Annotated in this window: 14 protein-coding genes; 9 read left to right on the forward strand and 5 right to left on the reverse strand. The window is 69.9% G+C overall.

What is annotated here, in order from left to right:
- Positions 1-150 precede the first annotated feature (150 nt).
- The 3 genes from lysX to ABZ319_RS21265 all read left to right on the forward strand — a co-directional run bounded on the left by lysX (position 151) and on the right by ABZ319_RS21265 (position 4,418).
- Positions 151-3,390, forward strand: a complete 3,240-nt coding sequence (gene lysX / locus ABZ319_RS21255; RefSeq protein ID WP_354988210.1) for a bifunctional lysylphosphatidylglycerol synthetase/lysine--tRNA ligase LysX — start codon at positions 151-153, stop codon at positions 3,388-3,390.
- A gap of 124 nt (positions 3,391-3,514) precedes the next feature.
- On the forward strand, positions 3,515-3,748 hold the full coding sequence (locus tag ABZ319_RS21260; protein ID WP_354988180.1) for a hypothetical protein: 234 nt from the start codon (positions 3,515-3,517) through the stop codon (positions 3,746-3,748).
- A gap of 55 nt (positions 3,749-3,803) precedes the next feature.
- Positions 3,804-4,418, forward strand: a complete 615-nt coding sequence (locus tag ABZ319_RS21265) for a histidine phosphatase family protein (protein ID WP_354988181.1) — start codon at positions 3,804-3,806, stop codon at positions 4,416-4,418.
- 114 nt (positions 4,419-4,532) lie between these two features.
- Here ABZ319_RS21265 and ABZ319_RS21270 read toward each other — a convergent pair whose 3' ends face one another.
- From ABZ319_RS21270 to gltB, 3 genes are all read right to left on the reverse strand, one after another.
- Entirely contained in the window at positions 4,533-5,429 is an 897-nt protein-coding gene (locus ABZ319_RS21270; protein WP_354988182.1) for a cutinase family protein, read from the reverse strand.
- 388 nt (positions 5,430-5,817) lie between these two features.
- A complete protein-coding gene (locus ABZ319_RS21275) occupies positions 5,818-7,287 on the reverse strand; it encodes a glutamate synthase subunit beta (RefSeq protein ID WP_354988183.1) in 1,470 nt (489 codons plus the stop codon).
- 62 nt (positions 7,288-7,349) lie between these two features.
- Positions 7,350-12,023, reverse strand: coding sequence for a glutamate synthase large subunit (gene gltB / locus ABZ319_RS21280; protein WP_354988184.1), 4,674 nt, complete (start codon positions 12,021-12,023; stop codon positions 7,350-7,352).
- 901 nt (positions 12,024-12,924) lie between these two features.
- Here gltB and ABZ319_RS21285 point away from each other — a divergent pair.
- On the forward strand, positions 12,925-14,859 hold the full coding sequence (locus ABZ319_RS21285) for a DUF4407 domain-containing protein (RefSeq protein WP_354988185.1): 1,935 nt from the start codon (positions 12,925-12,927) through the stop codon (positions 14,857-14,859).
- A gap of 397 nt (positions 14,860-15,256) precedes the next feature.
- Here the strand turns inward: ABZ319_RS21285 and ABZ319_RS21290 are convergent, their stop codons facing one another.
- On the reverse strand, positions 15,257-16,846 hold the full coding sequence (locus ABZ319_RS21290) for an MFS transporter (protein ID WP_354988186.1): 1,590 nt from the start codon (positions 16,844-16,846) through the stop codon (positions 15,257-15,259).
- A gap of 93 nt (positions 16,847-16,939) precedes the next feature.
- On the opposite strand from ABZ319_RS21290, the gene ABZ319_RS21295 reads away from it, so the two are divergent.
- The 5 genes from ABZ319_RS21295 to ABZ319_RS21315 are packed head-to-tail and all read left to right on the forward strand — an operon-like array spanning position 16,940 to position 21,759.
- The gene (locus tag ABZ319_RS21295) at positions 16,940-17,506 is read left to right on the forward strand and encodes a TetR/AcrR family transcriptional regulator (protein ID WP_354988187.1); all 567 of its coding nucleotides are present in this window, start codon (positions 16,940-16,942) and stop codon (positions 17,504-17,506) included.
- 10 nt (positions 17,507-17,516) lie between these two features.
- Complete coding sequence (locus ABZ319_RS21300) at positions 17,517-18,389, forward strand: MYXO-CTERM sorting domain-containing protein (protein WP_354988188.1); 873 nt, start codon at positions 17,517-17,519, stop codon at positions 18,387-18,389.
- Positions 18,386-19,456, forward strand: coding sequence for a DUF4129 domain-containing protein (locus tag ABZ319_RS21305; RefSeq protein ID WP_354988189.1), 1,071 nt, complete (start codon positions 18,386-18,388; stop codon positions 19,454-19,456). The genes ABZ319_RS21300 and ABZ319_RS21305 overlap by 4 nt, the downstream gene beginning before the upstream one ends.
- Positions 19,453-20,460 carry a MoxR family ATPase gene (locus tag ABZ319_RS21310; RefSeq protein ID WP_354988190.1) on the forward strand — a complete coding sequence of 336 codons (1,008 nt, stop codon included), beginning with the start codon at positions 19,453-19,455 and terminating at the stop codon, positions 20,458-20,460. Before ABZ319_RS21305 ends, ABZ319_RS21310 begins: the two co-directional genes overlap by 4 nt.
- Before the next feature lie 3 nt (positions 20,461-20,463).
- On the forward strand, positions 20,464-21,759 hold the full coding sequence (locus ABZ319_RS21315; RefSeq protein ID WP_354988191.1) for a DUF58 domain-containing protein: 1,296 nt from the start codon (positions 20,464-20,466) through the stop codon (positions 21,757-21,759).
- Between the two features lie 129 nt (positions 21,760-21,888).
- On the opposite strand, the gene ABZ319_RS21320 is transcribed toward ABZ319_RS21315, so the two are convergent.
- Positions 21,889-22,674, reverse strand: a complete 786-nt coding sequence (locus tag ABZ319_RS21320) for an RDD family protein (RefSeq protein ID WP_354988192.1) — start codon at positions 22,672-22,674, stop codon at positions 21,889-21,891.
- Between the last annotated feature and the right edge of the window lie 14 nt (positions 22,675-22,688).

A 22,688-nucleotide genomic window follows, 5' to 3' on the forward strand; every position in this document is an offset into this window, starting at 1 on the left:
ACCCCGACACGAGGCGGGTGCTGAGTGCACATGGGCGAAAACAAGAGACACACTGGTGCGGTGACTTCGACGCAGGACCGGCAGCACCACGACACCGACCACAGAGCAACCGGCCGGTCGCCGGAGGTACCGCATCGCGGGCACGGCCGCCTGGGCGAGGTTCCGCACGTCGCCGGGCTGATTCTGGGCGTTTTCGCGGCCTTCTGCGCGCTGTGGAGCGTTTCGCCCGCACTGCGCTATCTGACCTCGGGCCTGCGGCACTACGTCGACACCTACTATTTCGACGCGCCCGACACCTCGCTGGTCTGGGCGGTGTTCGTCGGCCTGCTCGCCGGCGCGACCGCCAGCCGCAAGCGCATCGCCTGGTGGCTACTGGTCGGCTACATGGGGATTTTCGCGCTCGCGAACGGTCTCGGCTTCGCGCAAGAGCGAGATATCAACGAACTGATCGCCCTGTTGGTGCACATCGGCGTGATCGGCGTGCTGATCGCCGCCTGGCCGGAGTTCTACACCCGCGTGCAGAGCGGCGCGGTACTGCGCGCGCTCGGGGTGCTCGCCGGCGGCCTGGCGCTCGGCTGCATGGTCGGCTGGGGTCTGGTGGAACTGTTCCCCGGCAGCCTGCAGGGCGGCGTGCAGCGGCCGCTGTGGGCCGTCTCCCGGGTCACCGGAGCCATCCTCGTCAGCAACGAGGACTTCAACGGCAAACCGAACCATCTGATCAACCTGCTGCTCGGGCTGTTCGGCGCGGTCGCGCTGCTGGCCGCGGTCGCGGTGCTGTTCCGCTCCCAGCGCGCCGCCAACGCCCTGACCGGCACGGACGAATCCGCGCTGCGCGGTCTGCTCGAACGCTCCGACGTCGAGGACTCGCTCGGCTACTTCGCGACCCGCCGGGACAAGGCCGTGGTCTTCGCGCCCAGCGGCAAGGCCGCGGTCACCTATCGCGTCGAACTCGGCGTCTGCCTGGCCTCGGGCGATCCCATCGGCAAGAAGGAAGCCTGGCCGCACGCCATCGACGCCTGGCTGCAGCTGGCCGACCAGTACGGCTGGGCGCCCGCGGTCATGGGCGCGAGCGAGCTCGGCGCGACCGCCTACCGCCGGGCCGGACTCTCCGCGCTGCGCCTGGGCGACGAGGCCATTCTCGAAACCCGCACGTTCTCCCTGGCCGGGCCCGAGATGAAACAGGTCCGCCAGGCGGTGAACCGGCTCGTCAAACAGGGCGTCACCGTCCGGGTGCGGCGGCACCGGGAGATCCCGGAGCAGGAGATGCGCGAGGTCATGCGGCGCGCCGAGGCGTGGCGCGACACCGAGACCGAACGCGGCTTCTCCATGGCCCTGGACCGGCTCGGCGACCCGCTGGACGGGGACTGCCTGCTGGTCGAGGCCATCGACCGGAACGAGCGCGTGCTCGGCATGCTGTCGCTGGTGCCGTGGGGGCGCACCGGCGTCTCGCTCGATCTCATGCGCCGCGACCGCCAGAGCCCCAACGGCGTCATGGAATTGATGATCTCCAAGCTGGCGCTGGGCTCCGAGCAGTACGGCATCACCCGAATCTCGTTGAACTTCGCGGTCTTCCGCGCCGTCTTCGAAGAGGGCAGCCGGATCGGCGCGGGCCCGGTGCTGCGCCTGTGGCGCAGCATCCTGATGTTCTTCTCGCGCTGGTACCAGCTCGAAGCGCTGTACCGGTCCAACGTGAAGTACCAACCGGACTGGGTGCCGCGTTTCTCGCTCTTCGAGGAACGCCGCCAGCTACCCCGGGTCGCGCTGGCCAGCGCGCTGGCCGAAGGCTTCCTGCCGCGCATCGGCATCGAGACGAACACCTCCGCGCACACCGGCGTCCGATCCTCGGTCCCGGACACCATGACCGGACTGCACGCGGACGGCAGCGCGCCCGATCTGCCGCCGGAGGACCGGGACGAGACCGGACCGCGCCGCCCCGAACAGGTCCGGGTGCGCATGGACAAGCTCGCCAAGCTGAACGACGCGGGCATCGACGCGTACCCGGTGGCCTATCCCCCGACCCACACCGTCGCCGGCGCGCGCCGCTCCCCGCAGGGCACCACCGTGCGAGTGTGCGGGCGGCTCCTGCGCATTCGCGACTACGGCGGGGTCACCTTCGCGCTGGTGCGGGACTGGTCCGGGGAGATCCAGCTGGTCATCGATCGCGGGCGGGTCGGTGCCGAGCGCAGCGCCGCGTTCGACGAATTCTTCGATCTCGGCGACCTCATCGAGGTCAGCGGTCAGATCGGGCGCAGCCGCAACGGCGAGCTGTCGCTGCTCGCGGCCGACTGGCGCATGATCGGCAAGTGCCTGCATCCGCTGCCCGACAAGTGGAAGGGCCTGGCCGATCCCGAGGCGCGGGTACGCCAGCGCTACGTCGACATGGCCATCAACACCGACATCCGCGAGGTGATGACCAAGCGCAGCGCGGTGGTGCGGTCCATGCGGGACACCCTGCACGGCTGGGGCTTCCTGGAAGTGGAGACCCCGGTGCTGCAGCAGGTGCACGGCGGCGCCAACGCCACCCCGTTCACCACCCACATCAACGCCTACGACCTGGATCTGTACCTGCGCATCGCGCCCGAGCTGTATCTCAAGCGACTGTGCGTCGGCGGTATGGAGAAGGTCTTCGAACTGGGCCGGGTGTTCCGCAACGAGGGCGTGGACTTCAGCCACAACCCCGAGTTCACGGTGCTGGAAGCCTATGAGGCGCACAGTGATTACGAGCGCATGATGCACGTGTGCCGACAGCTCATCCAGGCCGCGGCGACGGCCGCGAACGGCCGGGCGGTCGCGCTGCGGCCCGGTCCGGACGGCGACATCATCGAGGTGGACATCTCGGGCGAATGGCCGGTGAAGACCGTGCACGGCGCGGTCTCGGAGGCGCTCGGGGAGACCATCGGCCCCGAGACCGACGCCGAACGGCTGCGGCTGCTGTGCGACAAGACCGGCATCGCCTGGCAATTGGGCTGGGACGTAGGGCAATTGGTGCTCGAACTGTACGAGCACCTGGTGGAGTCGCAGACCCAGGAGCCGACGTTCTACATCGACTTCCCCACCTCGGTCTCCCCGCTCACCCGCTCGCACCGGCACATCGCGGGCGTCACCGAACGCTGGGACCTGGTGGCCTGGGGCGTCGAATTGGGTACCGCCTACAGCGAATTGACCGATCCGGTGGAACAGCGCCGCCGGCTCACCGAGCAGTCCATGCTCGCCGCGGGCGGCGATCCCGAGGCCATGGAACTCGACGAGGACTTCCTGCAGGCCCTCGAACACGCCATGCCGCCGACCGGCGGGCTCGGCGTGGGCGTCGACCGTGTCGTCATGCTGCTCACCGGTCGCAGCATTCGGGAGACCCTGCCCTTCCCGCTGGTGAAACCCCGTACCAGCTGACCGATTCCGGGCGAGATCACGATCGGTGTAAACGTTTCGGCGGCGGTGACATATTCACAGTGGACTCCTCGAACCGGGACGGCCAGCTAACCTTGATTGGCCCCGGGGAGGGGGTGACCGACCGATGAGATGGGGTTTCCCGATGCACTACCTCGACCTGATGACCCAGGCCAGCCTGCTCGACCACCACGTCTGGGCCAGCCCCGACACCTGGAACTCGGCGCTGGAACTGGCCGCGAAGAAAAAGAAGAAGAGCAGCGGCGGACTGATCTTCGGCCTCATCTGCTGCGTCGGGCTCGTCGTCGCCATCGCGGCGATCGTCTACTTCCTCACCCAGAAAAAGAAGAAGGGCCAGTAACAGCGGCTCGGCCCCCGCGACGCCGCGTCCCGCGCGGTGCGGCAGAGTGATCCCCGTGCAGTTGATCCTCGTTCGCCACGCCCAGCCGCTTCGCGTCCAAGGGGTGTCCGGCCCGGCGGACCCCGATCTCACCGAGATCGGGGTCGAGCAGGCGGGGCGGGTGCCCGCGGCCCTGGCACAGCACCGCATCGCCCGCGTGGTGAGCAGCCCGCAGCTACGCGCCCGGCAGACCGCCCGGCCCACCGCCGAGAAGGCGGGGCTCGACGTCGAGATCCTCGACGGCCTGGCCGAATACGATCGCGAGCTGCCGGTCTACATTCCCATCGAGGACGCCCAGCAGGACTTCCGCGAGGTGTACGACCGCATCAAGGCCGGGTTCCTGCCCGAGCAGATCGACGGCGACGCCTTCGTGGCCCGGGTGCGGGCAGCCGTGGACGGCATCGTCGCCGCGGCCGAGCACACCGAGACCGTGGTCGTCTTCGCGCACGGCGGCGTCATCAATGTGCTGCTGCAGGAGGCACTGGGGCTCGAACGCCCGCTCACCTTCCCAATCGACTACTGCTCGATCACCCGAATCCTCTACTCGCGCACCGGCCGCCGCACCGTGTCCACGGTGAACGAGAACGGGCACGTCTGGGATCTGCTGCCGCGCAGCCTCGCTCGCGGCTGATCCGGGACACGGCGAAGGCCGCTCCCCCGTTCGGGGAAGCGGCCTTGCGCATGATCGGGCGCGGCGTTGCGCCCTGGAACAGCCCGCTCGTGAAAAGCGGTGTGGCGGAGTTCTTTACGCGGCCCCGGCCAGCCAGCCGTGCATCCAGGTGAGCGCGGTCTGGCCGCCGCCCACGCCGTAGCTGCCGTAGCTGGTGTGCCGTCCGGTGCGGAAGAACTGCTCGAACTGCTTGACCCGCGCCTCGTTCGCGCCCTCGCTGAGCTGGGACTGCAGGGTGGGAATGCCGCCCTGGGCCATCAGATCGTTGATGATCGCGCCGACCTCGAGCTGGTACCGCCAGATGCTGGCGGGGTTGGGATTCGAGGTCTGGGCGAGGAATCCGGCGAACCGGCTGATGAAGTCGCTCTCCTCGGTGGAGCAGTACAGGTCGCCGGAGGCGCACACGGTGCGCACCCGGTCCGCGATCCAGCCGAAGCCGCCGACCCGAGCGCCGCCGGCGCCGGCGCCGGGCACCGGCTGACCCACCTGCACGTCGGTCGGCGAGCGGCGCGGATCCGAGATCAGGGCGACGGCCCCGATGCGCTCGGGCCGCACCACGCCGAGCCCGCTGCCGATCTCGGCGGCGAGATCACCGGCGGCGTCGGCGCCCTGGCTGTAGCCGGTGAGCGAGATCTTGGTGTTGGCGCAGCGGCCGGCCATGTTCTGGACCAGCGCGCGGGCCTTGTCGGTCGCCTCCTTCTTGGAAGCGCCGTAGACGTCGCCCTCCCACGGGAAGGCGGTGGCGGCGTAGGTCACGTAGTCCACGTCGCCGGGTAGCCCGTTGGTGACCACGGACAGCATGCCGGGGCCGGGCTCCTTGTCATGGCCGGTTTCCCAGGTGCCGGGAATGGCCACGGTGTACATGACCGGGCAGCCCGGATCAGCCGTAACGGAACCGCTGCCCACCACGATTCCCGACATGAGCACACTCGCCGCCGCTCCCGCGGCCGCGACTATTCTTTTCACACGCATTCTGCTCCAGTTCGCGCCGCCCGGGACCGCCGATTCCGTCCCGATTCCCGATCATGGTGAAGTCGCCGGATGTCCATCCGGTGCATATGGGGTTAACCGCAGTTACCTCCCCGTATGAGATGTGCGAACCCGACCGCATGACCGAGATCAACAACACACCGCGAATAACAATAAAGGGGCCTTACGAGCGACGCCACGTGTGTTTCGTAAGTTGTCCGATTTCACCTGTATGCCGAGCCGTAACTGGAATGTGAGCCGAGTCACAATAATGGCCGGGCGGCGTGATCGAATCGCAATTCGAGCCGGACCGGATCACCCTTCCGATAACGCGAGAGCGCCCGTGGACTCGAAGTCCACGGGCGCTCTCGGGTCGAGGCGGAATTACCGCTTATCGCTGGGCGACATCGGTCGGGCGGACCGGGGACGGCAGCGCCGTCTCGCCCTCGAGGTACTTGTCCACCGCGGACGCGCAGGCACGGCCCTCGGCGATGGCCCACACGATGAGCGACTGACCGCGGCCCATGTCACCGGCGGCGAAGACGCCCGGGACGGTGGTGGCCCACTCGCCGTCGCGCATCACGTTGCCGCGCTGGTCGTAGCCCACGCCCAGACCTTCGAGCAGACCGTGCTTCTGCGGTCCGACGAAGCCCATGGACAGCAGCACCAGATCGGCCTCGAGGGTGAAGTCGGTGCCTTCGACCTTCTCGAAACGACCGTTCACCATGGAGACCTCGTGCGCCTGCAGGCCGGTGACCTTGCCGTCCGCACCGATGAAACGCTCGGTGTTGACGGAGAACACGCGCTCGCCGCCCTCCTCGTGCGCCGAGGCGACCCGGTACATGAGCGGGTAGGTCGGCCACGGGGTCGAACCGGCGCGCTCCTCGGGGGGACGCGGCATGATCTCGAACTGGTGGACCGACGCCGCACCCTGACGGTGCGAGGTGCCCAGGCAGTCCGCGCCGGTGTCGCCGCCGCCGATGATGATGACCTTCTTGCCGCGCGCGTTGATGCGCGGCAGGCCGTCCTCGTCGGTGACGTCGTCGCCCAGCTGCACGCGGTTCGCGAGCGGCAGGAACTCCATGGCCTGGTGGATGCCGTCCAGGTCGCGACCCGGAACCGGCAGATCGCGCGCGATCGTCGCGCCGCCGGCCAGCACCACCGCGTCGAACTGCTCGCGCAGCTGCTCGGCGGAGATGTCCACGCCCACGTTCACGCCGGTCTTGAAGACGGTGCCCTCGGCCTCCATCTGCGCCAGGCGGCGATCGATGAAGCGCTTCTCCATCTTGAATTCCGGGATGCCGTAGCGCATCAGGCCGCCGATGCGGTCGTCGCGCTCGAACACGGTCACGGTGTGCCCGGCCCGGGTCAGCTGCTGCGCGGCGGCCAGACCGGCGGGGCCGGAACCGACCACGGCGATCTTCTTGCCGGTCAGGCGGGTCGGGTACACCGGGGTGACCCAGCCCTCGTCGAAACCGTTCTCGATGATCTCGACCTCGACCTGCTTGATCGTCACCGGATCCTGGTTGATGCCCAGGACACAGGACGCCTCGCAGGGCGCGGGGCAGAGCCGGCCGGTGAACTCCGGGAAGTTGTTCGTGGCGTGCAGCCGATCGAACGATTCCTTCCAGGAACCCTTGTAGACCAGGTCGTTCCATTCGGGAATCAGGTTCCCGAGCGGACAGCCGTTGTGGCAGAAGGGGATACCGCAGTCCATACAGCGGCTGGCCTGCTTCTGCAGGGTCTCGTGGGAGAACTTCTCCTCGTAGACCTCTTTCCAATCCAGCAAGCGCAGCGGAACCGGACGGCGCTTCGGCAGTTCCCGACTCGTGTGCTTCAGGAAGCCCTGTGCGTCACCCATTTACGACTCCGATTTTCGCGCCGACCTCGGCGCACCCGACAACTACCACGGTGCGTGCAATCTCAGCCACGAGCGGCCTCCATGATTGCGGTGTCGACGTCGCGACCTGCCTTCTCGGCTTCCGAGATGGCCAGCAGAACCTTCTTGTAATCGCGCGGCATGACCTTCACGAAGTGACCGACCTGCGCCGCCCAGTCGGCGACGAGGCGCTCCGCCACGGCCGAACCGGTCTCGTCCCGGTGCTGGGCGATGGTGTCGCGCAGCCAGGTGGTCTCCTCCTCCGAAAGCTGTTCCAGATCCACCAGTTCGGTGTTCAGGTTGGCCTCGAAGGTGCCGTTCGGGTTGTAGATGTACGCGATGCCGCCGGACATGCCCGCGCCGAAGTTACGGCCGGTCTCGCCCAGGATGACCACCTTGCCGCCGGTCATGTACTCGCAGGCGTGATCGCCCACGCCCTCGACCACGGCGGTGGCGCCGGAGTTGCGGACGCTGAAGCGCTCGCCCGCGACACCGCGGATGAAGGCCTGGCCGCTGGTGGCGCCGAACAGGATCACGTTGCCCGCGATGATGTTCTGCTCCGCGACGTAGGCCTCGGGCGCGGACAGCGACGGGCGCACGATGATGCGGCCGCCCGACAGGCCCTTGCCGACGTAGTCGTTGGTGTCGCCGACCACCCGCAGGGTGATGCCGGCGGGGACGAACGCACCGAACGAGTTACCGGCGGAACCGGTGAACGTGATGTCGATGGTGTCGTCCGGCAGGCCGACGCCGCCGTACAGCTTGGTCACCTCGTGGCCGAGCATGGTGCCGACGGTCCGGTTCACGTTGGTGATCTTGGTGTCGAACTTGACCGGCTTGCCGCGCTCGAGCGCGTCGGTGGACTGCGCGATGAGCTGGATGTCCAGGGCCTTGTCCAGACCGTGGTCCTGGCCCTTGGTGTTGCGGCGGTCCTGCTGCATGAACGCCGTCTCGACATCGTCGAGGATGGGCGACAGATCCAGCTTGGCGGCCTTCCAGTGCGCCTTGGCCACGGCGGTGTCGAGCAGGTCGACGCGGCCCACGGCCTCGTCGATGCTGCGCAGACCCAGCGAAGCCAGCAGCTCACGAACCTCTTCGGCGATGTACATCATGAAGTTCACGACGTACTCGGCCTTACCGGTGAAGCGCTCGCGCAGAATCGGATTCTGCGTCGCGACGCCGACCGGGCAGGTGTCGAGGTGGCACACGCGCATCATGATGCAGCCCGAGACCACCAGCGGAGCGGTCGCGAAACCGTACTCCTCGGCGCCCAGCAGGGCGGCGATCATGACATCGCGGCCGGTCTTCATCTGACCGTCGACCTGCACCACGATGCGGTCGCGCAGCCCGTTCAGCAGCAGGGTCTGCTGGGTCTCGGCCAGGCCGAGCTCCCAGGGACCGCCCGCGTGCTTGAGCGAGGTCAGCGGGGACGCGCCGGTGCCGCCGTCGTGACCCGAGATCAGGACCACGTCCGCGTGCGCCTTGGACACACCCGCGGCGACGGTGCCGACGCCGGGCTCCGCGACAAGTTTCACGTGAATCCGCGCCTGCGGGTTCGCGTTCTTCAGGTCGTGGATCAGCTGCGCCAGATCCTCGATCGAGTAGATGTCGTGGTGCGGCGGCGGGGAGATCAGGCCCACGCCGGGCGTGGAGTGCCGGACCTCGGCGACCCACGGGTACACCTTGTGGGCCGGAAGCTGGCCGCCCTCACCGGGCTTCGCGCCCTGCGCCATCTTGATCTGGATGTCGGTGCAGTTGGTCAGGTAGTGCGCGGTCACGCCGAAGCGTCCCGAGGCCACCTGCTTGATCGCGGACCGGCGCCAGTCGCCGTTCTCCTCCGGCTCGAAGCGCGCCGGGTGCTCGCCGCCCTCACCGGAGTTGGAGCGGCCGCCGAGGCGGTTCATGGCCACCGCGAGGGTCTCGTGCGCCTCGGCCGAGATGGAGCCGTAGCTCATCGCGCCGGTCGAGAAGCGCTTGACGATCTCGCTCGCGGGCTCGACTTCCTCGATCGGAATCGGGTTGCGGCCCTTGGACTTGAACTTGAACAGGCCGCGCAGGGACGCCAGGCGCTCCGACTGATCGTCGACGAGCTTGGTGTACTCCTTGAAGACCTTGTACTGGCCCGAGCGGGTGGCGTGCTGGAGCTTGAACACCGTGTCCGGGTTGAACAGGTGGTACTCGCCCTCGCGCCGCCACTGGTACTCGCCGCCGACCTCGAGCTCGCGGTGCGCGCGCTCGTTGCGGTTCTCCAGGAACGCGACCTTGTGCCGCTCGGCGACCTCACCGGCGATCTCGTCCAGGCCGATGCCGTTCAGCGGCGAGCGCAGCCCGGTGAAGTACTCGTCCACCAGCTCCTGCGACAGGCCGATGACCTGGAACAGCTGCGCGCCCCGGTAGGAGGCGACGGTGGAGATGCCCATCTTGGACATCACCTTGAGCACGCCCTTGCCGGCGGCCTTGTTGTAGTTGTAGACGGCCTTCTTGAAGTCCTCGGCGATATCGCCGGTGCTCCCGGGCATCTGCAGCGCGCCGCGCTCCAGCATGTCCTCGAGCGACTCGAAAGCCATGTACGGGTTGATCGCGGCCGCGCCGAAGCCGACCAGCAGGGCCATGTGGTGCACCTCGCGGGCGTCACCGGCCTCCACGACCAGGCCGACCTTGGTGCGGGTGCGCTCGCGGACCAGGTGGTGATGCACGGCCGCGGTGAGCAGCAGCGACGGGATCGGCGCCAGCTTCTCGTTGGACTCGCGGTCGGACAGAATGATGATCCGCGCGCCGCCGTCGATGGCGGTCGAGACCTGCTGCTGCACGGCCGCGATGGCCTTGCGCAGGCCCGCGCCGCCGTCGGCGACCGGGTACAGGCCGTGCACGACCACCGAACGCAGCCCGGGGTGCGAGCCGTCGTCGTTGATGTGGACCAGCTTGGCCAGTTCGTCGTTGTCCAGGATCGGCTGGGTCAGGGTGATCTGACCGGCGGATTCCGGGCCCGGGTTCAGCAGATCGCCCTCGGGGCCGACCATGCTGCGCAGCGAGGTGACGACCTCTTCGCGGATGGCATCCAGCGGCGGGTTGGTGACCTGCGCGAACAGCTGCGAGAAGTAATCGAACAGCAGGCGCGGGCGCGCCGAGAGCACCGCGATCGGGGTGTCGGTGCCCATGGAACCGAGCGCCTCACCACCGGTCTGCGCCATCGGCGACATGAGGATGTTGAGTTCCTCGGTGGTGTATCCGAAGATCTGCTGGCGGATCAGCACGCGGTCGTGCGACATGTGCACGTGCGGGCGGTCCGGCAGATCGGACAGCTTGGTGTGGCCGTTGTCGAGCCACTCCTGGTACGGGTGCTCGCTCGCCAGCTGCGACTTGACCTCGTCGTCGCTGATGATGCGGCCCTGGGCGGTGTCCACCAGGAACATGCGGCCCGGCTTGAGGCGGGTCTTCTGCACGACGGTGGCGGGATCGATGTCCAGGACGCCGACCTCGGAGGCCATGACGACCAGGCCGTCCTCGGTCACCCAGATGCGGCCGGGGCGCAGACCGTTGCGGTCCAGCACCGCGCCGACGACCGTGCCGTCGGTGAAGCACACCGAGGCCGGGCCGTCCCACGGCTCCATCAGGAACGAGTGGTAGCGGTAGAAGGCGCGCTGGGCCGGGTCCATGGACTCGTGCCGTTCCCACGCCTCGGGGATCATCATGAGCACGGCGTGCTGCAGGCTGCGGCCGCCCAGGTGCAGGAGCTCCAGGACCTCGTCGAAACGAGCGGTGTCCGAAGCCCCCGGCGTACAGACGGGGAAGATCTTCTCGAGGCGGTTGTTGCCCTCGGTGTCGAGGCCGAACGCGTCCGAGTTCAGCAGCGCCTCGCGGGCCCGCATCCAGTTCTCGTTGCCGGACACGGTGTTGATCTCACCGTTGTGGGCGACACGCCGGAAGGGGTGGGCCAGCGGCCACGACGGGAAGGTGTTGGTGGAGAAGCGCGAGTGCACGATGCCCAGCGCGGACTCGACGCGGTCGTCCTGGAGGTCCAGGTAGAACGCGCGCAGCTGCGGGGTCGTGAACATGCCCTTGTAGCAGAAGGTCTGCCCGGACAGGCTCGGGAAGTAGACCGATTCCTTGCCCGTGGCGCCTTCGCCCGCGCCCGACTTACCGAGCTCGTGCTCGATGCGCTTGCGGATGACGTAGGCCCGGCGCTCCAGGTCCATGCCCGAGAGCTGCTCGGCGGCGTCCTTCGGGGAGGCGATGAAGATCTGCCGGAAGGTCGGCATGGCGTCCCGGGACAGCGCGCCCAGCGACGACTCGTCGATCGGCACCTCACGCCAGCCCAGGACCTCGAGGCCCTCCTCGCGCACGATGCGCTCCACGCCGTACCCGGCGCGGGCCGCCTCGCGGCGTGCCTGCGGCAGGAATGCGATACCGGAGGCGTACGAGCCCTCGGCGGGAAGGTCGAAGTCGACGATCGCGCGGAAGAACTTGTCCGGAAGCTGGATCAGGATGCCCGCGCCGTCACCCGAGTTGGGTTCGGCGCCGGCGGCGCCACGGTGCTCCAGGTTCAGCAGGGCGGTAATAGCCTTGTCGACGATGTCGCGGCTACGACGGCCGTGCATGTCGACGACGAATGCGACGCCGCAGGCGTCGTGTTCATTCGCCGGGTCATAGAGCCCGCGGGGTCCGTGCCCATAGCCGGCACCGCCGGTGGGGGACCTGTGGCCGGGAAGTTGCGTCATGCCTCTGCCTTCACAAAAAACAGGCCTTCGAAGAATTGCGGCCTTCGTCGAACGCCTCCGTCGGACTGCGCCCGGACGTGTCTGGAGACCAGCGGCGCTGATGGTCGTCCCGTGCAGTCAACTCTCCAGTTGTTTTCACCCGTTTCGAGTTCTCGTCGGGTGCTCGGCGGTAACCGAACGCTTACGTGCTCGCCACCAACCGCGCCGTTCTCGCCCATTACGCTGAGCGCCGGTGGGCCTCTGACGGTTATGGAGCGATATGCCGAACTTGTCGTGTTCGGCGTAAGAGCAAACGATAAGTCCAGACCTGCGACCCAACCAACTTAGGTTGCACTAATACCAACCTCTAGCTGGGCTTCTGCATCGATCCTCCACTACCTGCGCGTTGTCCAGTGTAAAGCAGGAGTGCAGGATGGCCCGAGTTGACTTGCCCACTGGATGTCGCGCGCGCGAGAACTCGGGCGGTTGGTTCCGGCGCAGCTCCGGAACACCTCCCACCTGCATCGAAACTGATTTCCCCACAGGGGCATCCGGCAAACCGGGCAGGGGGCGGCTAACTTTCCGGAGACGTCGAGTCGACGCCGCGACGGTCCGGGCGACATGCTCTCGCAACGTTCCGACCGTACGGAATCTTTGTTGAATGTGTGTTACAGCACATGTCCAGCAAACGCTGAACATGTGACCAGTCGCTGCGAGCGAGCCCGTTTCGCCCGGTACCAGCGTGATCAACACCACGTCACACGCTGGAAACGTGCCGATGTGAGGCTGGCCACATCCCAGCCGCCACAGTCGGTGGAACCGGCACCGGCCTGTCACGCTGAGACAAGACCGTGACCTTTCACCGATACGGCGACGCTCGAGAGAACCCGAATAAGCCTGGGACTTAGAGGATGTGAGCCCCATGACCGTTCTGCTCACCTGGCTCGGGGGCGCGCACGCGGGCCTGTCCGACCGCCACGAACGCACCGGCTATTCGGTGACCGGAGCCGTGGTCGCGTTGTTCGCGATCACCGCGGGCGTGATCGTCGCCCTCGCGGCGGGGGCCGCGGACTGGCATCTCGCCGCCGCCGTCGTCGCGGCGCTGCTCTCAACCCTGTTGGTAGGGGCGATATCTCGCGCCCTGGCGACGGCCGCGACGCCCGAGCGCGAAGAGGATCAGCGCGGCGGATCGGTGTACGCCACCCCCGCCGGAGGGCAGTTCGCCGCGCGGATCGCGGTCGCCGCGCTGGTCGGCATCGTGGTCGCCGAACTGGCCGGCACCGTGCTCTTCGGCGGCACCGTCGATCGACTGCTGGACGAAAAGGCCGGGCGCGGAGTCGAATCCGCGCCCGCCGTGGTGACCGCCCGGGACGCGCTGGAGCAGGCGCGGGGTGAGCGAATCGCACTGGATCAGCAGATGACCAAGGCGCAGAACGACATCGACGCCGCGCTGATCACCGCGCGCTGCGAATTCAACCCGCAGCCCGAATGCCCGCGGACCCGCATCACCGGCGTGCCCGGGCGCGGGCCCGAGGAGCGCACCGCCAACCAACTGCTCGAGGACGCGCGCACCCGCCTGACCACCGCCCAGGGCAAGGTCGAGGCGCTGGACGCCCGGGTCACCGATCGGGACGCCCTGCTCGGTAGCGCCCGGGCGGGCGCGTACACCGGCGGCGACCGCGGGCTCGGGGCGCGCTGGGTCGCCATGAACGACCACACCACCGCGCACGCCGGCGCGCTGGCGCTGCGCGTCGCGCTGGATCTGCTCTTCGTGCTGCTGGCCCTGCTGCCGCTGCTGCTGCGCTGGTGGCGCGGGGAGACCTCGTTCGATCGCGACGTCGCCGCCCGCACCGTCGCCGATCGGGTCGATCAGGCCGCCGGCACCGCCATCGCCGTCAAACAGGCCGAGGTGCGCGTGGAGGCCGAGGCCCTGCGGGCCGAACAACAGCTCACCGCGGCCAAACTGGCCGCGCACGCGGACACCGCCATCGATCGCGAACGCCAGCGCACCCGGATCATCGCCGCCATCGGCAATTTCGAGATCGGCATCACCGAACCGGCGCAGCAGCGCGCGATCGACGAATTCGACCGTGCCGCACAGCGTGAGCTCCCGGCGGCACGGGGGGAACTACCGGCCGCGAGCCCGGCCGGCAACGACATGCCTCAGGAGGGGACCGTGAATCACACGCCGAACTTGCCCGACCGCTACGCCCCCGGCCGGGTGGCACCGGTCGGCGCCGGCGGGGCGCTCGCACCGGCGGCGCAGGCCCCGGCGCCCGTCGCGCCCGTCGCGGCGCAGGCCGCGCCCGCGAACAAGGGTGGCGGACTGGAGCTTCCGATCATCGGCACGGTGCCGTTCACCGATACCGCGGCTCGCTGGATCCGGCCGCTGGTGCCCTCGTTCGTGGCGAACGCGATCGACACCGCGACGCATCCGCTGCGCACGGTGCGCCAGGCGTTCGAGGAGGCCGAGGAGATCACCTTCACGCTGCGGCGCACTCGCAAGGTGACGGTGGACTCGGAGGATTCGGCCGCGCAGCAGGCCCGGCAGCAGATGTACGGCGCTCCCCCGCAGTACGGCTACCAGCTGCCCGCGGGTTCGCCCCAGCACGTCTACGCCCAGCGCGTGGCCGCCGACGTGCTGCATCCCTATCCTCAGTACGAGCAGCACTACGCCTCGTCCCCCGGCTACCCCGCGCTCGGGCCCGGCCCGGTGGTCGAGCCCGGCTACCCGCTGCCGCCCGCCGACCGGCAGGGTGCGCTGCCCGCCCAGCACCGCCCGGAACTGGACCGCCGCCACACCCCCGAACTGGGTGGCCGCGATCAGCGCGAGTTGCCCCCGGGCACAGGCTCTTAACTGTCCGCGGCACTGCCCCGGGCGTGCCGGCCATCTGCATCCGCGCTGTACCGGGGCCGAATCCACATGGTCGGCGACGCGCTGATCTCGCGGAAGTCCAGCGATCACGACGGGGCCGGAGACTTCACGCTTGCCTCGTGCCGGTCGCCCGGCGTAACCGGCACGGCCGAGTGCACAGCGCGGCAGTGGTATCGACAACCGGCGGCCTCCGGCGGTACTTCCACGGCCCAGCGGACCTCCCGAGGGCGCGTCCGATCGTGGCCCGGACGCGAAAGAACCGGATACCGAGACGCATCGGCCCGAATGACACTGTGACCCGGGCGATCCGCACGGAACACCCGGGTCACACTGATTTCAGTTGTCCGCTCACCGCACCGAGGTGGGGTGCGGTGAGGTGTCAGCGCCGCTTCGTCTTCGCGCTGCGATAGGTGAGGTACGCGGTCAGCAGCAGGATGACCGTGGTGCCGGTGGCGGCCACGTGCACGCCGTCGACGAACGCCCGGTGGGCGCCCTCGGTCAGGGCCTGTCCGGCCGCGGCCGGGAGCTGCTTCGCGGTTTCCAGTGCGCCGCCGAGTGATTCGCGGGCGGCCGCGGTCTGCTCGGCCGGGACGCCGGTGAGGTCGAGGCCGCGGCGGAACACCGCCATGACGGCGCTGCCCAGCACGGCCACGCCGAGGGCGATGCCCGCCTCCATCGCGGTCTCGGAGATGGCGGCGGCATTGCCCGCGCGTTCGGCCGGGGCGGTGCTGACGATGAGATCCGACGAAACCGTCAGCGCCACACCGACTCCGAGGCCGATCAGGACGAAGCCCAGCACGAACGGCAGCACCGTGGCCGACGGATCCGCGCCCGCGAACCAGAACAGCGACGCACCCGCGGCGCCGGTGACCAGCGCGGCGGACAGCACCGTCACCGGCCGCCAGTACCGCACCGCGTAGGCCGCGGCCAGCGAACCGGCGATGCTGCCCAGGGTGCCCGGGATCAGCAGCAGGCCGGCCTGCAACGGCGTCCGGCCCAGCACCGACTGCAGGTACTGCGAACCGAAGAACAGCACGCCGGCCAGCGCGAAGACCGCCAGCAGGTTGGCGAACACCGCGGCCCGGAACGGCGGCAGCCGGAACAGGTCCAGGTCGATCAGCGGGGTGCTGAGCGCGCGCTGGCGGCGGATGAACAACCATCCGGCCAGCACGCCGGTCGCCAGGAACGCGAGCAGGCTCACGCTCGGGCCGTGCGCGGCGAATTCCTTGACCGCGTACACGATCGGGATCAGCGCCAGCATGGACAGCGCGGCGCTCACCAGGTCGAAGCGGCCCGGGTTCGGGTCGCGCGATTCCGGCACCAGGAACGGCGCGGCCACGATCAGACCGGCCATGACCGGCAGGTTGATCAGGAAGACCGAGCCCCACCAGAAGTGCTCGAGCAGCCAGCCGCCCAGCAGCGGGCCGAAGGCCGCGCCGCTGCCCGCCATGGCGCCCCAGACCGAGATGGCCAGGGTGCGTTCGCGGGAGTCGGTGAACATGGACCGGATCAGGCCCAGGGTCGCGGGCATGAGGGTCGCGCCCGCGACGCCCTGCAGCACGCGGGCCGCGATGAGCATCTCGGGACTGACCGCCCAGGCCGCGAGGGCGGAGGCGACGCCGAATCCGGCCGCGCCGATGAGCAGCAATCGCCGCCGGCCGATGCGGTCGCCGAGGGTGCCCATGGTGATCAGCAGACCGGCCAGCACGAACGAGTAGACGTCGATGATCCACAGCAGCTGCGGCGTGGTCGGCGCGAGGTGCGCGGTGATGGCGGGGACCGCCAGGTCCAGCACGGTGGCGTCGACCGAGATGAGCAGCAGGGCCAGCGCGAGGACGCCGAGGCCCGCCCAGGTGCGGGCGGTGGCCTTGCTCGGGGCGGGATCGCCGGGCCGGATCGCGGGGCCGCTCGCGGTGGTCTCGTGCTGGGGTGACACGGGTCCGGAACGTGCCGTGGTGTCGGGGCTCATGTGTCTTTCTCTTTCGGGGTCTCTTCGATCAGAGGTGAACCGTCCAGACGGTACAGTAACAGATCAACCGTCCAGACGGTACAGTTGATCGCCGTGACCACCCGTGATCCCGCCGGCACGCGCAACCGGATCCTCGACGCGCTGGAGACCCTGCTGCTGGAGAAGGGCATGGCCCAGGTGACGCTGGAGAGCGTCGCCGCCGCGGCCGGCGTCTCCAAGGGCGGCCTGCTCTATCACTTCAAATCCAAGGACGCCCTGCTCGCCGGACTGGTGCGCAGGCTCGGCCGGCGCACCGAGGAGCAGGTCCGCACCGTGGTGGACAGCGGACAGTCCGTCGCCGAGTGGTACCTGCAGAACCCTCAGCACTACGACGACGCCGACGTGCACGAACTCGCCCTCTACCGCTCGATGCTCGCGGCCATGCGGACCGTCGACGGTCCCGTCGACCAGAGCGGCGACGAGACCGACCGCGCGCTGTTCGAGGTGCTCGACTCCTGGAAAGGCGTGCTGGACAACGAGATCGAGGACCCGGTGGACGCCGAGATCATCCGGCTCGTCGGCGACGGGGTCTACCTGCGCGCACTGCTCGGCATGCCGCCGGTCGACGCGGAGGTCTATCGCCAGGTCGTCACCCGGCTAACCGGCGGTTCGTCCGGTTAGACTCGGGCCCGTGTTGCCAGCCGCCGCCGACTCCGTCGGACCGTCGACCGGCTCGGTGGGGGGGACGACCACCGATTCGGTGATCGTGCCCGTTCGCCCGCTGCAGTTTCGCGAACTCCTCGATCTCCCCTTCGCGCTGTTGCAGGCGCGGATCAAACCGCTGGCCCGCGTGGCCGCGGTGGCGGTGGCCGGAGCGAGCGCCATCGCGATCGCGGCGACGGTCCTGATCTCGGTCGCCACCCGCGATTCCGATGACGGCGTGCTGGTCGGCGCGATCATCGCGACCCTGCTGTGCGCGTGGGTGGTCCGGCTGATCATGCGCGGGGTCACCGTGCCGATGGGCCTGGCCGTGGTGCACCGGCGGCCGCTCGACCGCGGGGGCGCGTTCGCGCGGCTGTCCGAGGTGGCCGGACCGGTGCTCGGGTACCAGGTCATGTTCACGCTCATCGGGATCGGCGTGCTGGCGCTCGGGACGCCGCTGATGATCACCCTGCCGCTCGCCGTCCTCTGGCTGGCCTGGCTGCGGGCGCGCCGCTCGCTCACCCTGCCGGTGATCTTCGACGACTCCGCGCCGTACAAGGCCGCCACCGCCCGCTCGCGACTGCTGACCGGCGGCACGGAATGGCAGCTGGTCGGGGTGTGGCTGTACCTGCGCGCGCTCATGGTCGTGCTGCTCGTGCCGCTGTTCGCGCTGTGGAACTACGTCTCGGACATCTCCGGTACCCGGCGCTGGACGGTGACCGTCCTGATCATCACCATCTCCCTGCTCATGATCGCGTTCGCCGAGATGGTGGAGTCCGCCGCGCAGGTCGTGGCCTACGTGGACCGGCGCTGCCGGCGCGAAGCCTGGGACATCCGGGTGCCCGGGCAGGCGCGGCCGTGACCGATCACCCCGCCGGACAGCCGAATTCCGGACAGCCGCAGGCGGCCCCGCCCGAACCCGCGCTCGGCCCCGCCGCCGCGCACCTGGCCGCCGCCGAGGACGCCGCGCGCCGCGCCGACTTCGGCACCGCGCTGCGCGAGCGCTACCGCGCCGTCACCCGCGGCCTGGAGCAGCGCGGCATTCTCGAGGAGCAGCGCGCCCGCACCGCCGGGGAGACCGCCCGCGCGGCCTCCGCCGCCGTCCCCGAGGACGCGGCGGAACTCCCCTGGGCCGCACACAGTTTCGACGAGGTCGTGTACGGCGGCCGCCCCGCGGGCGAGGCCGAGTACCGGCGCCTGGCCGAGGCCGACCGCTTCTCTGTCGCCCCGGCGCCCAAGAGCGCACCCGCCGAGGTCACCGCCGCGCGGCGCAAGAAACGCGTCCGCAAGACCCGGGACAAGCGGGATCGCGAGCCGTTCCGCTGGCCGCCGATCCTGAGCGACTGGCGGTTCTGGGCCGTGCTCGGCGGGACGCTCGTGGTGCTGGTGCTGATCTACGTGCTGCTGAATGCCGGTGCGCCGCCCGATGTTCCGGACGTGCCGGACAAACCGGATCCGCCGAGCAAGCCCCCCGAGGTGCCGGATCGGCCGCGCGAATTCGGCGAGGGCCAGGATTCGATCTTCGAGACCATGCCCGCCTGGGCGGCGTTCGGCGGCCTGCAGTTCCTCATCGCCTGGGGTCTGGTGCTGTGCTGGCGCGGCCGCAGGCGCGGCACCGTGGTCGAGGAACCGCTGCCGGTCCGGGCTCCGGCGCACGAGCTGCTCGCCGGGCAGGCCGGGCTGTACCGCAAATCCCACGACCACGATCACGTGGCCGGCAAGCTGCGCGCGGCCACCCTGCGCCGCCTGCGGCCGGTGCTGAGCCTGACCGCCGACAGCTCGCCGGAGCTGGTGGTCGGCGCCGTCGCCGCGCGCAGCGGCGCCGATCCGGCGCTGGTCCGCGCCGCCCTGTACGAACCGGTCGCCGACCGGGCCACGCTGGAAGTCGTGGCCGCACAACTCGAATGGATCGAAGCGGAGGTCCTGTGACCCGATCGGAGCCCCAGGTGGACACGTTCGCCACAACCAATCACACCGTCACCCCCGAGCAGGCCCAGCAGGCGCTGCTCGCACTGCGCGGTGAGATCGGCAAGGCGGTCGTCGGCAACGACCAGGCCGTGATGTACCTGGTGCTGGCCCTGCTGTGCCGCGGTCACGTGCTGCTGGAAGGCGTTCCGGGCGTAGCCAAGACGCTGCTGGTGCGGGCGCTGGCCACCGCCCTGGATCTGGAGCACGCGCGCATCCAGTTCACCCCGGACCTGATGCCCGGCGACGTCACCGGATCGCAGATCTACGACCCGCACTCGGCCGAGTTCACCTTCCGGCGCGGACCGGTCTTCACCAACCTGCTGCTCGCCGACGAAATCAACCGCACCCCACCGAAAACCCAGTCCTCGCTGCTGGAATCGATGGAGGAGCGCCAGGTCTCGGTGGACGGCGTGCCGCAACCGCTGCCCGACCCGTTCGTGGTGATCGCGACGCAGAACCCCATCGAGCAGGAGGGCACCTACCCGCTGCCGGAGGCGCAGCTGGACCGGTTCCTGTTCAAGGTCGACATCCAATTGCCCGGGCGCGACGACGAATTCCGCATCCTGCAGCGGCACGCGGCCGGCTTCGATCCGCGTGATCTGGTCGCGGCGGGCCTGCGCCCGGTGGCCGGGCCCGCGCACATCGCGGCCGCCCGCCGGGCCGTGGCCGGGGTGACGGTCAGCCCCGAGGTCCTCGCGTACACCGTGGACCTGTGCCGGGCCACCCGCACCTCCCCCGCCGTCGCGCACGGCGCCTCCACCCGCGGCGCCACCGCCCTGATGGCCGCGGCCCGTGCGTTCGCCTGGCTGAACGGCCGCGGCTACACCACCCCCGACGACGTGAAAACCGTTGCGACGGCGGTGCTCCGGCACCGGCTGCAACTGCGGCCCGAACACGAGGTCGAGGGCGTGACGGCGGAGGGCGTGATGGCGTCCCTGCTGATGTCCGTGCCCGTCCCGGTGTAGCGCGTGATCGTCACCGGCCGGCTGGCCGCCGCGGCGGGTCTCGCGGCGCTGTTCGTCACCTTCGTGCTGCCGTCCTGGCCCGGGGTGCTGCTGGCGACCGGCGTGCTCGCCGCGCTGGCGCTCGCCGATCTCGCGCTGGCGGGTTCCGCGGCGGCGCTGGAGCTTTCGCGCGCGCCGATCACCACGGTGCGCAGCGGGCGGACCATCGAGGTCGAACTCGTCGCGCTCAACACCGGCGCGCGGACGCTGCGCGGCGTGCTGTGGGACGACTGGCCCGCGAGCGCGCACGCCGATCACCGCGGGCACGCGCTGCGGCTGCCGCCCAACACGATGACCCGGCTGCACACCGAACTCACGCCGCAGTACCGCGGCGACCGGATCGCCGGGCCCGTCACCGTGCGGCTCTACGGGCCGCTCGGCCTGGCCGGACGCCAGGTGCGCCGCGCGGTCCCGGCCCGGCTGCGCGCGCTGCCCCCGTTCACCAGCGAGAAGCTGATGGCCTCCAAGGTGAGGCGGCTGCAGCACCTGGAGGGCCGCAACACCACGACCGTGCGCGGGCAGGGCACCGAATTCGATTCCTTCCGCGAATACGTGGCCGGCGACGACGTGCGCACCATCGACTGGCGCGCCACCGCCCGCGCCAACGACGTACTGGTGAAAACCTGGCGGCCCGAACGCAATCGGCACGTGGTCATGCTGCTGGACACCGGGCGGGTGAGCGCGGGCCACGTCGGCGCGGGCACCCGCCTGGACGCGACCATCGAGGCGGCGCTGCTGCTGGGCGGGCTGGCCGCGGCCGGCGGCGACGCGGTGGATCTGCTCGCGTACGACCGCCGGGTGCGCGCCGAGGTGCGCGGGGTCGGCGGAAAACGGCTGCAGCTCAAGCTCATGCACGCGCTGGCCGCGGTGACCCCGGAGCTGGTGGACACCGACTACCAGGGTCTGCTGCGCACCACGCTGCAGCGCGCCCGCCGCCGCAGCCTGGTGGTGTGGTTCACCCATCTCGACGCGGCCACCGTGCAGGAGGGGCTGCTGCCCGTGCTGCCGGTGCTCACAGAACGCCATCGGGTGCTGGTCGTTTCGGTCACCGACCCCGAGGTCGCGCACGCGGTCACCCGGCGTTCGGGCCTGTCCGATCTGTACGCGGCCGCGGCGGCCGAGAACGTCGTCGCCGACGACGCGGTGGCCCGGGAGAACCTGCGCCGCATCGGCGTCCGCGTGATCACCGCGTCGCCCGACCGGCTCCCCGAGGCCCTGGCCGACGAGTATCTGGAACTCAAGCGCACCGGCGCGCTCTGACGGGACCGGCCGTCGTGTCCGATGGGCGGCGGCCGGACGGCGCCGCCGGATCCGGCTGGAATCACCGGGATCGGGGCCGGTTGCGCACGCGGACGACGGGACCGGTTCCGCCGCAACCGCTCCGGAACGCTAGGTCGCGAACGCCGGGCGCGCGATCACGGGCGGGGGCGCAACGGCCATGATGGCGCGGCGCTGCCGTTCGGCCAGCACCGCGCCCAGGATCTGCAGCGGCGGATAGCCGTTGGGCGGGGGCACCGCGAGCTGCGTGCACACCGCGAGCACCAGGGTGCGGCCCAGCTGCTCCTGCGCCATCGGGGTGAGGGTGCGCGAGCGGGTCAGGTAGGTGCGGACCGCGAGCGCCAGCTCGTCGGTGAGGCCGGTCAGGTCCAGCGGCCGGGACCAGGCCAGCAGCCACGGCGGCGGCGCGGCCAGCGCCGCGAACGGCAGGCGGCTGCGATCGTGCACCACCACGGTCCCCGCCAGCGCGTCGCCGATCCGGCGGCCGTCGGCCGAGCACAGCGAACTCACCACGGCCACCAGTCCGGTGCCGAGCAACCAGAAGTCGACGGTGCCGGCGAGCCCGCGGGTGACCGCGTGCCGGAAGTCGACCGGGCCGCCGTCCGCGCGCACGACGCGCAGGCCCAGGGTGAGCTTCCCGATCGAGCGCCCGCGCGAGAACGTCTCGCTCAGTGTCGGATAACCGATGAGCACCCCGACGATGGTGGCGACCATGACGGCGTCGTGCCACGCCGAATCCGCGTCCCAGGCGTCCAGCGTGAGCTGGGTGATCACCACCAGCACCAGGCCGATGAACAGCTGCAGGATCAGATCGAGCAGAAACGCCGCCGCCCGCGTGGGAATGCGGGCGATCGGCAATTCGACCGCGACGGCCTCACCGGTCGTGAACAGTGCCATATCTTCTGCCTTCG

The sequence above is a fragment of the Nocardia sp. NPDC005978 genome, assembly GCF_040614455.1.
GTDB lineage: Bacteria > Actinomycetota > Actinomycetes > Mycobacteriales > Mycobacteriaceae > Nocardia.

Coding starts and splice junctions, on each gene's coding strand:
- ABZ319_RS21260 (WP_354988180.1), top strand. CDS start 3,515: ATGAGATGGGGTTTCCCGATGCACTACCTCGACCTGATGACCCAGGCC.
- ABZ319_RS21270 (WP_354988182.1), bottom strand. CDS start 5,429: ATGCGTGTGAAAAGAATAGTCGCGGCCGCGGGAGCGGCGGCGAGTGTG.
- ABZ319_RS21275 (WP_354988183.1), bottom strand. CDS start 7,287: ATGGGTGACGCACAGGGCTTCCTGAAGCACACGAGTCGGGAACTGCCG.
- gltB (WP_354988184.1), bottom strand. CDS start 12,023: ATGACGCAACTTCCCGGCCACAGGTCCCCCACCGGCGGTGCCGGCTAT.
- ABZ319_RS21285 (WP_354988185.1), top strand. CDS start 12,925: ATGACCGTTCTGCTCACCTGGCTCGGGGGCGCGCACGCGGGCCTGTCC.
- ABZ319_RS21290 (WP_354988186.1), bottom strand. CDS start 16,846: ATGAGCCCCGACACCACGGCACGTTCCGGACCCGTGTCACCCCAGCAC.
- ABZ319_RS21320 (WP_354988192.1), bottom strand. CDS start 22,674: ATGGCACTGTTCACGACCGGTGAGGCCGTCGCGGTCGAATTGCCGATC.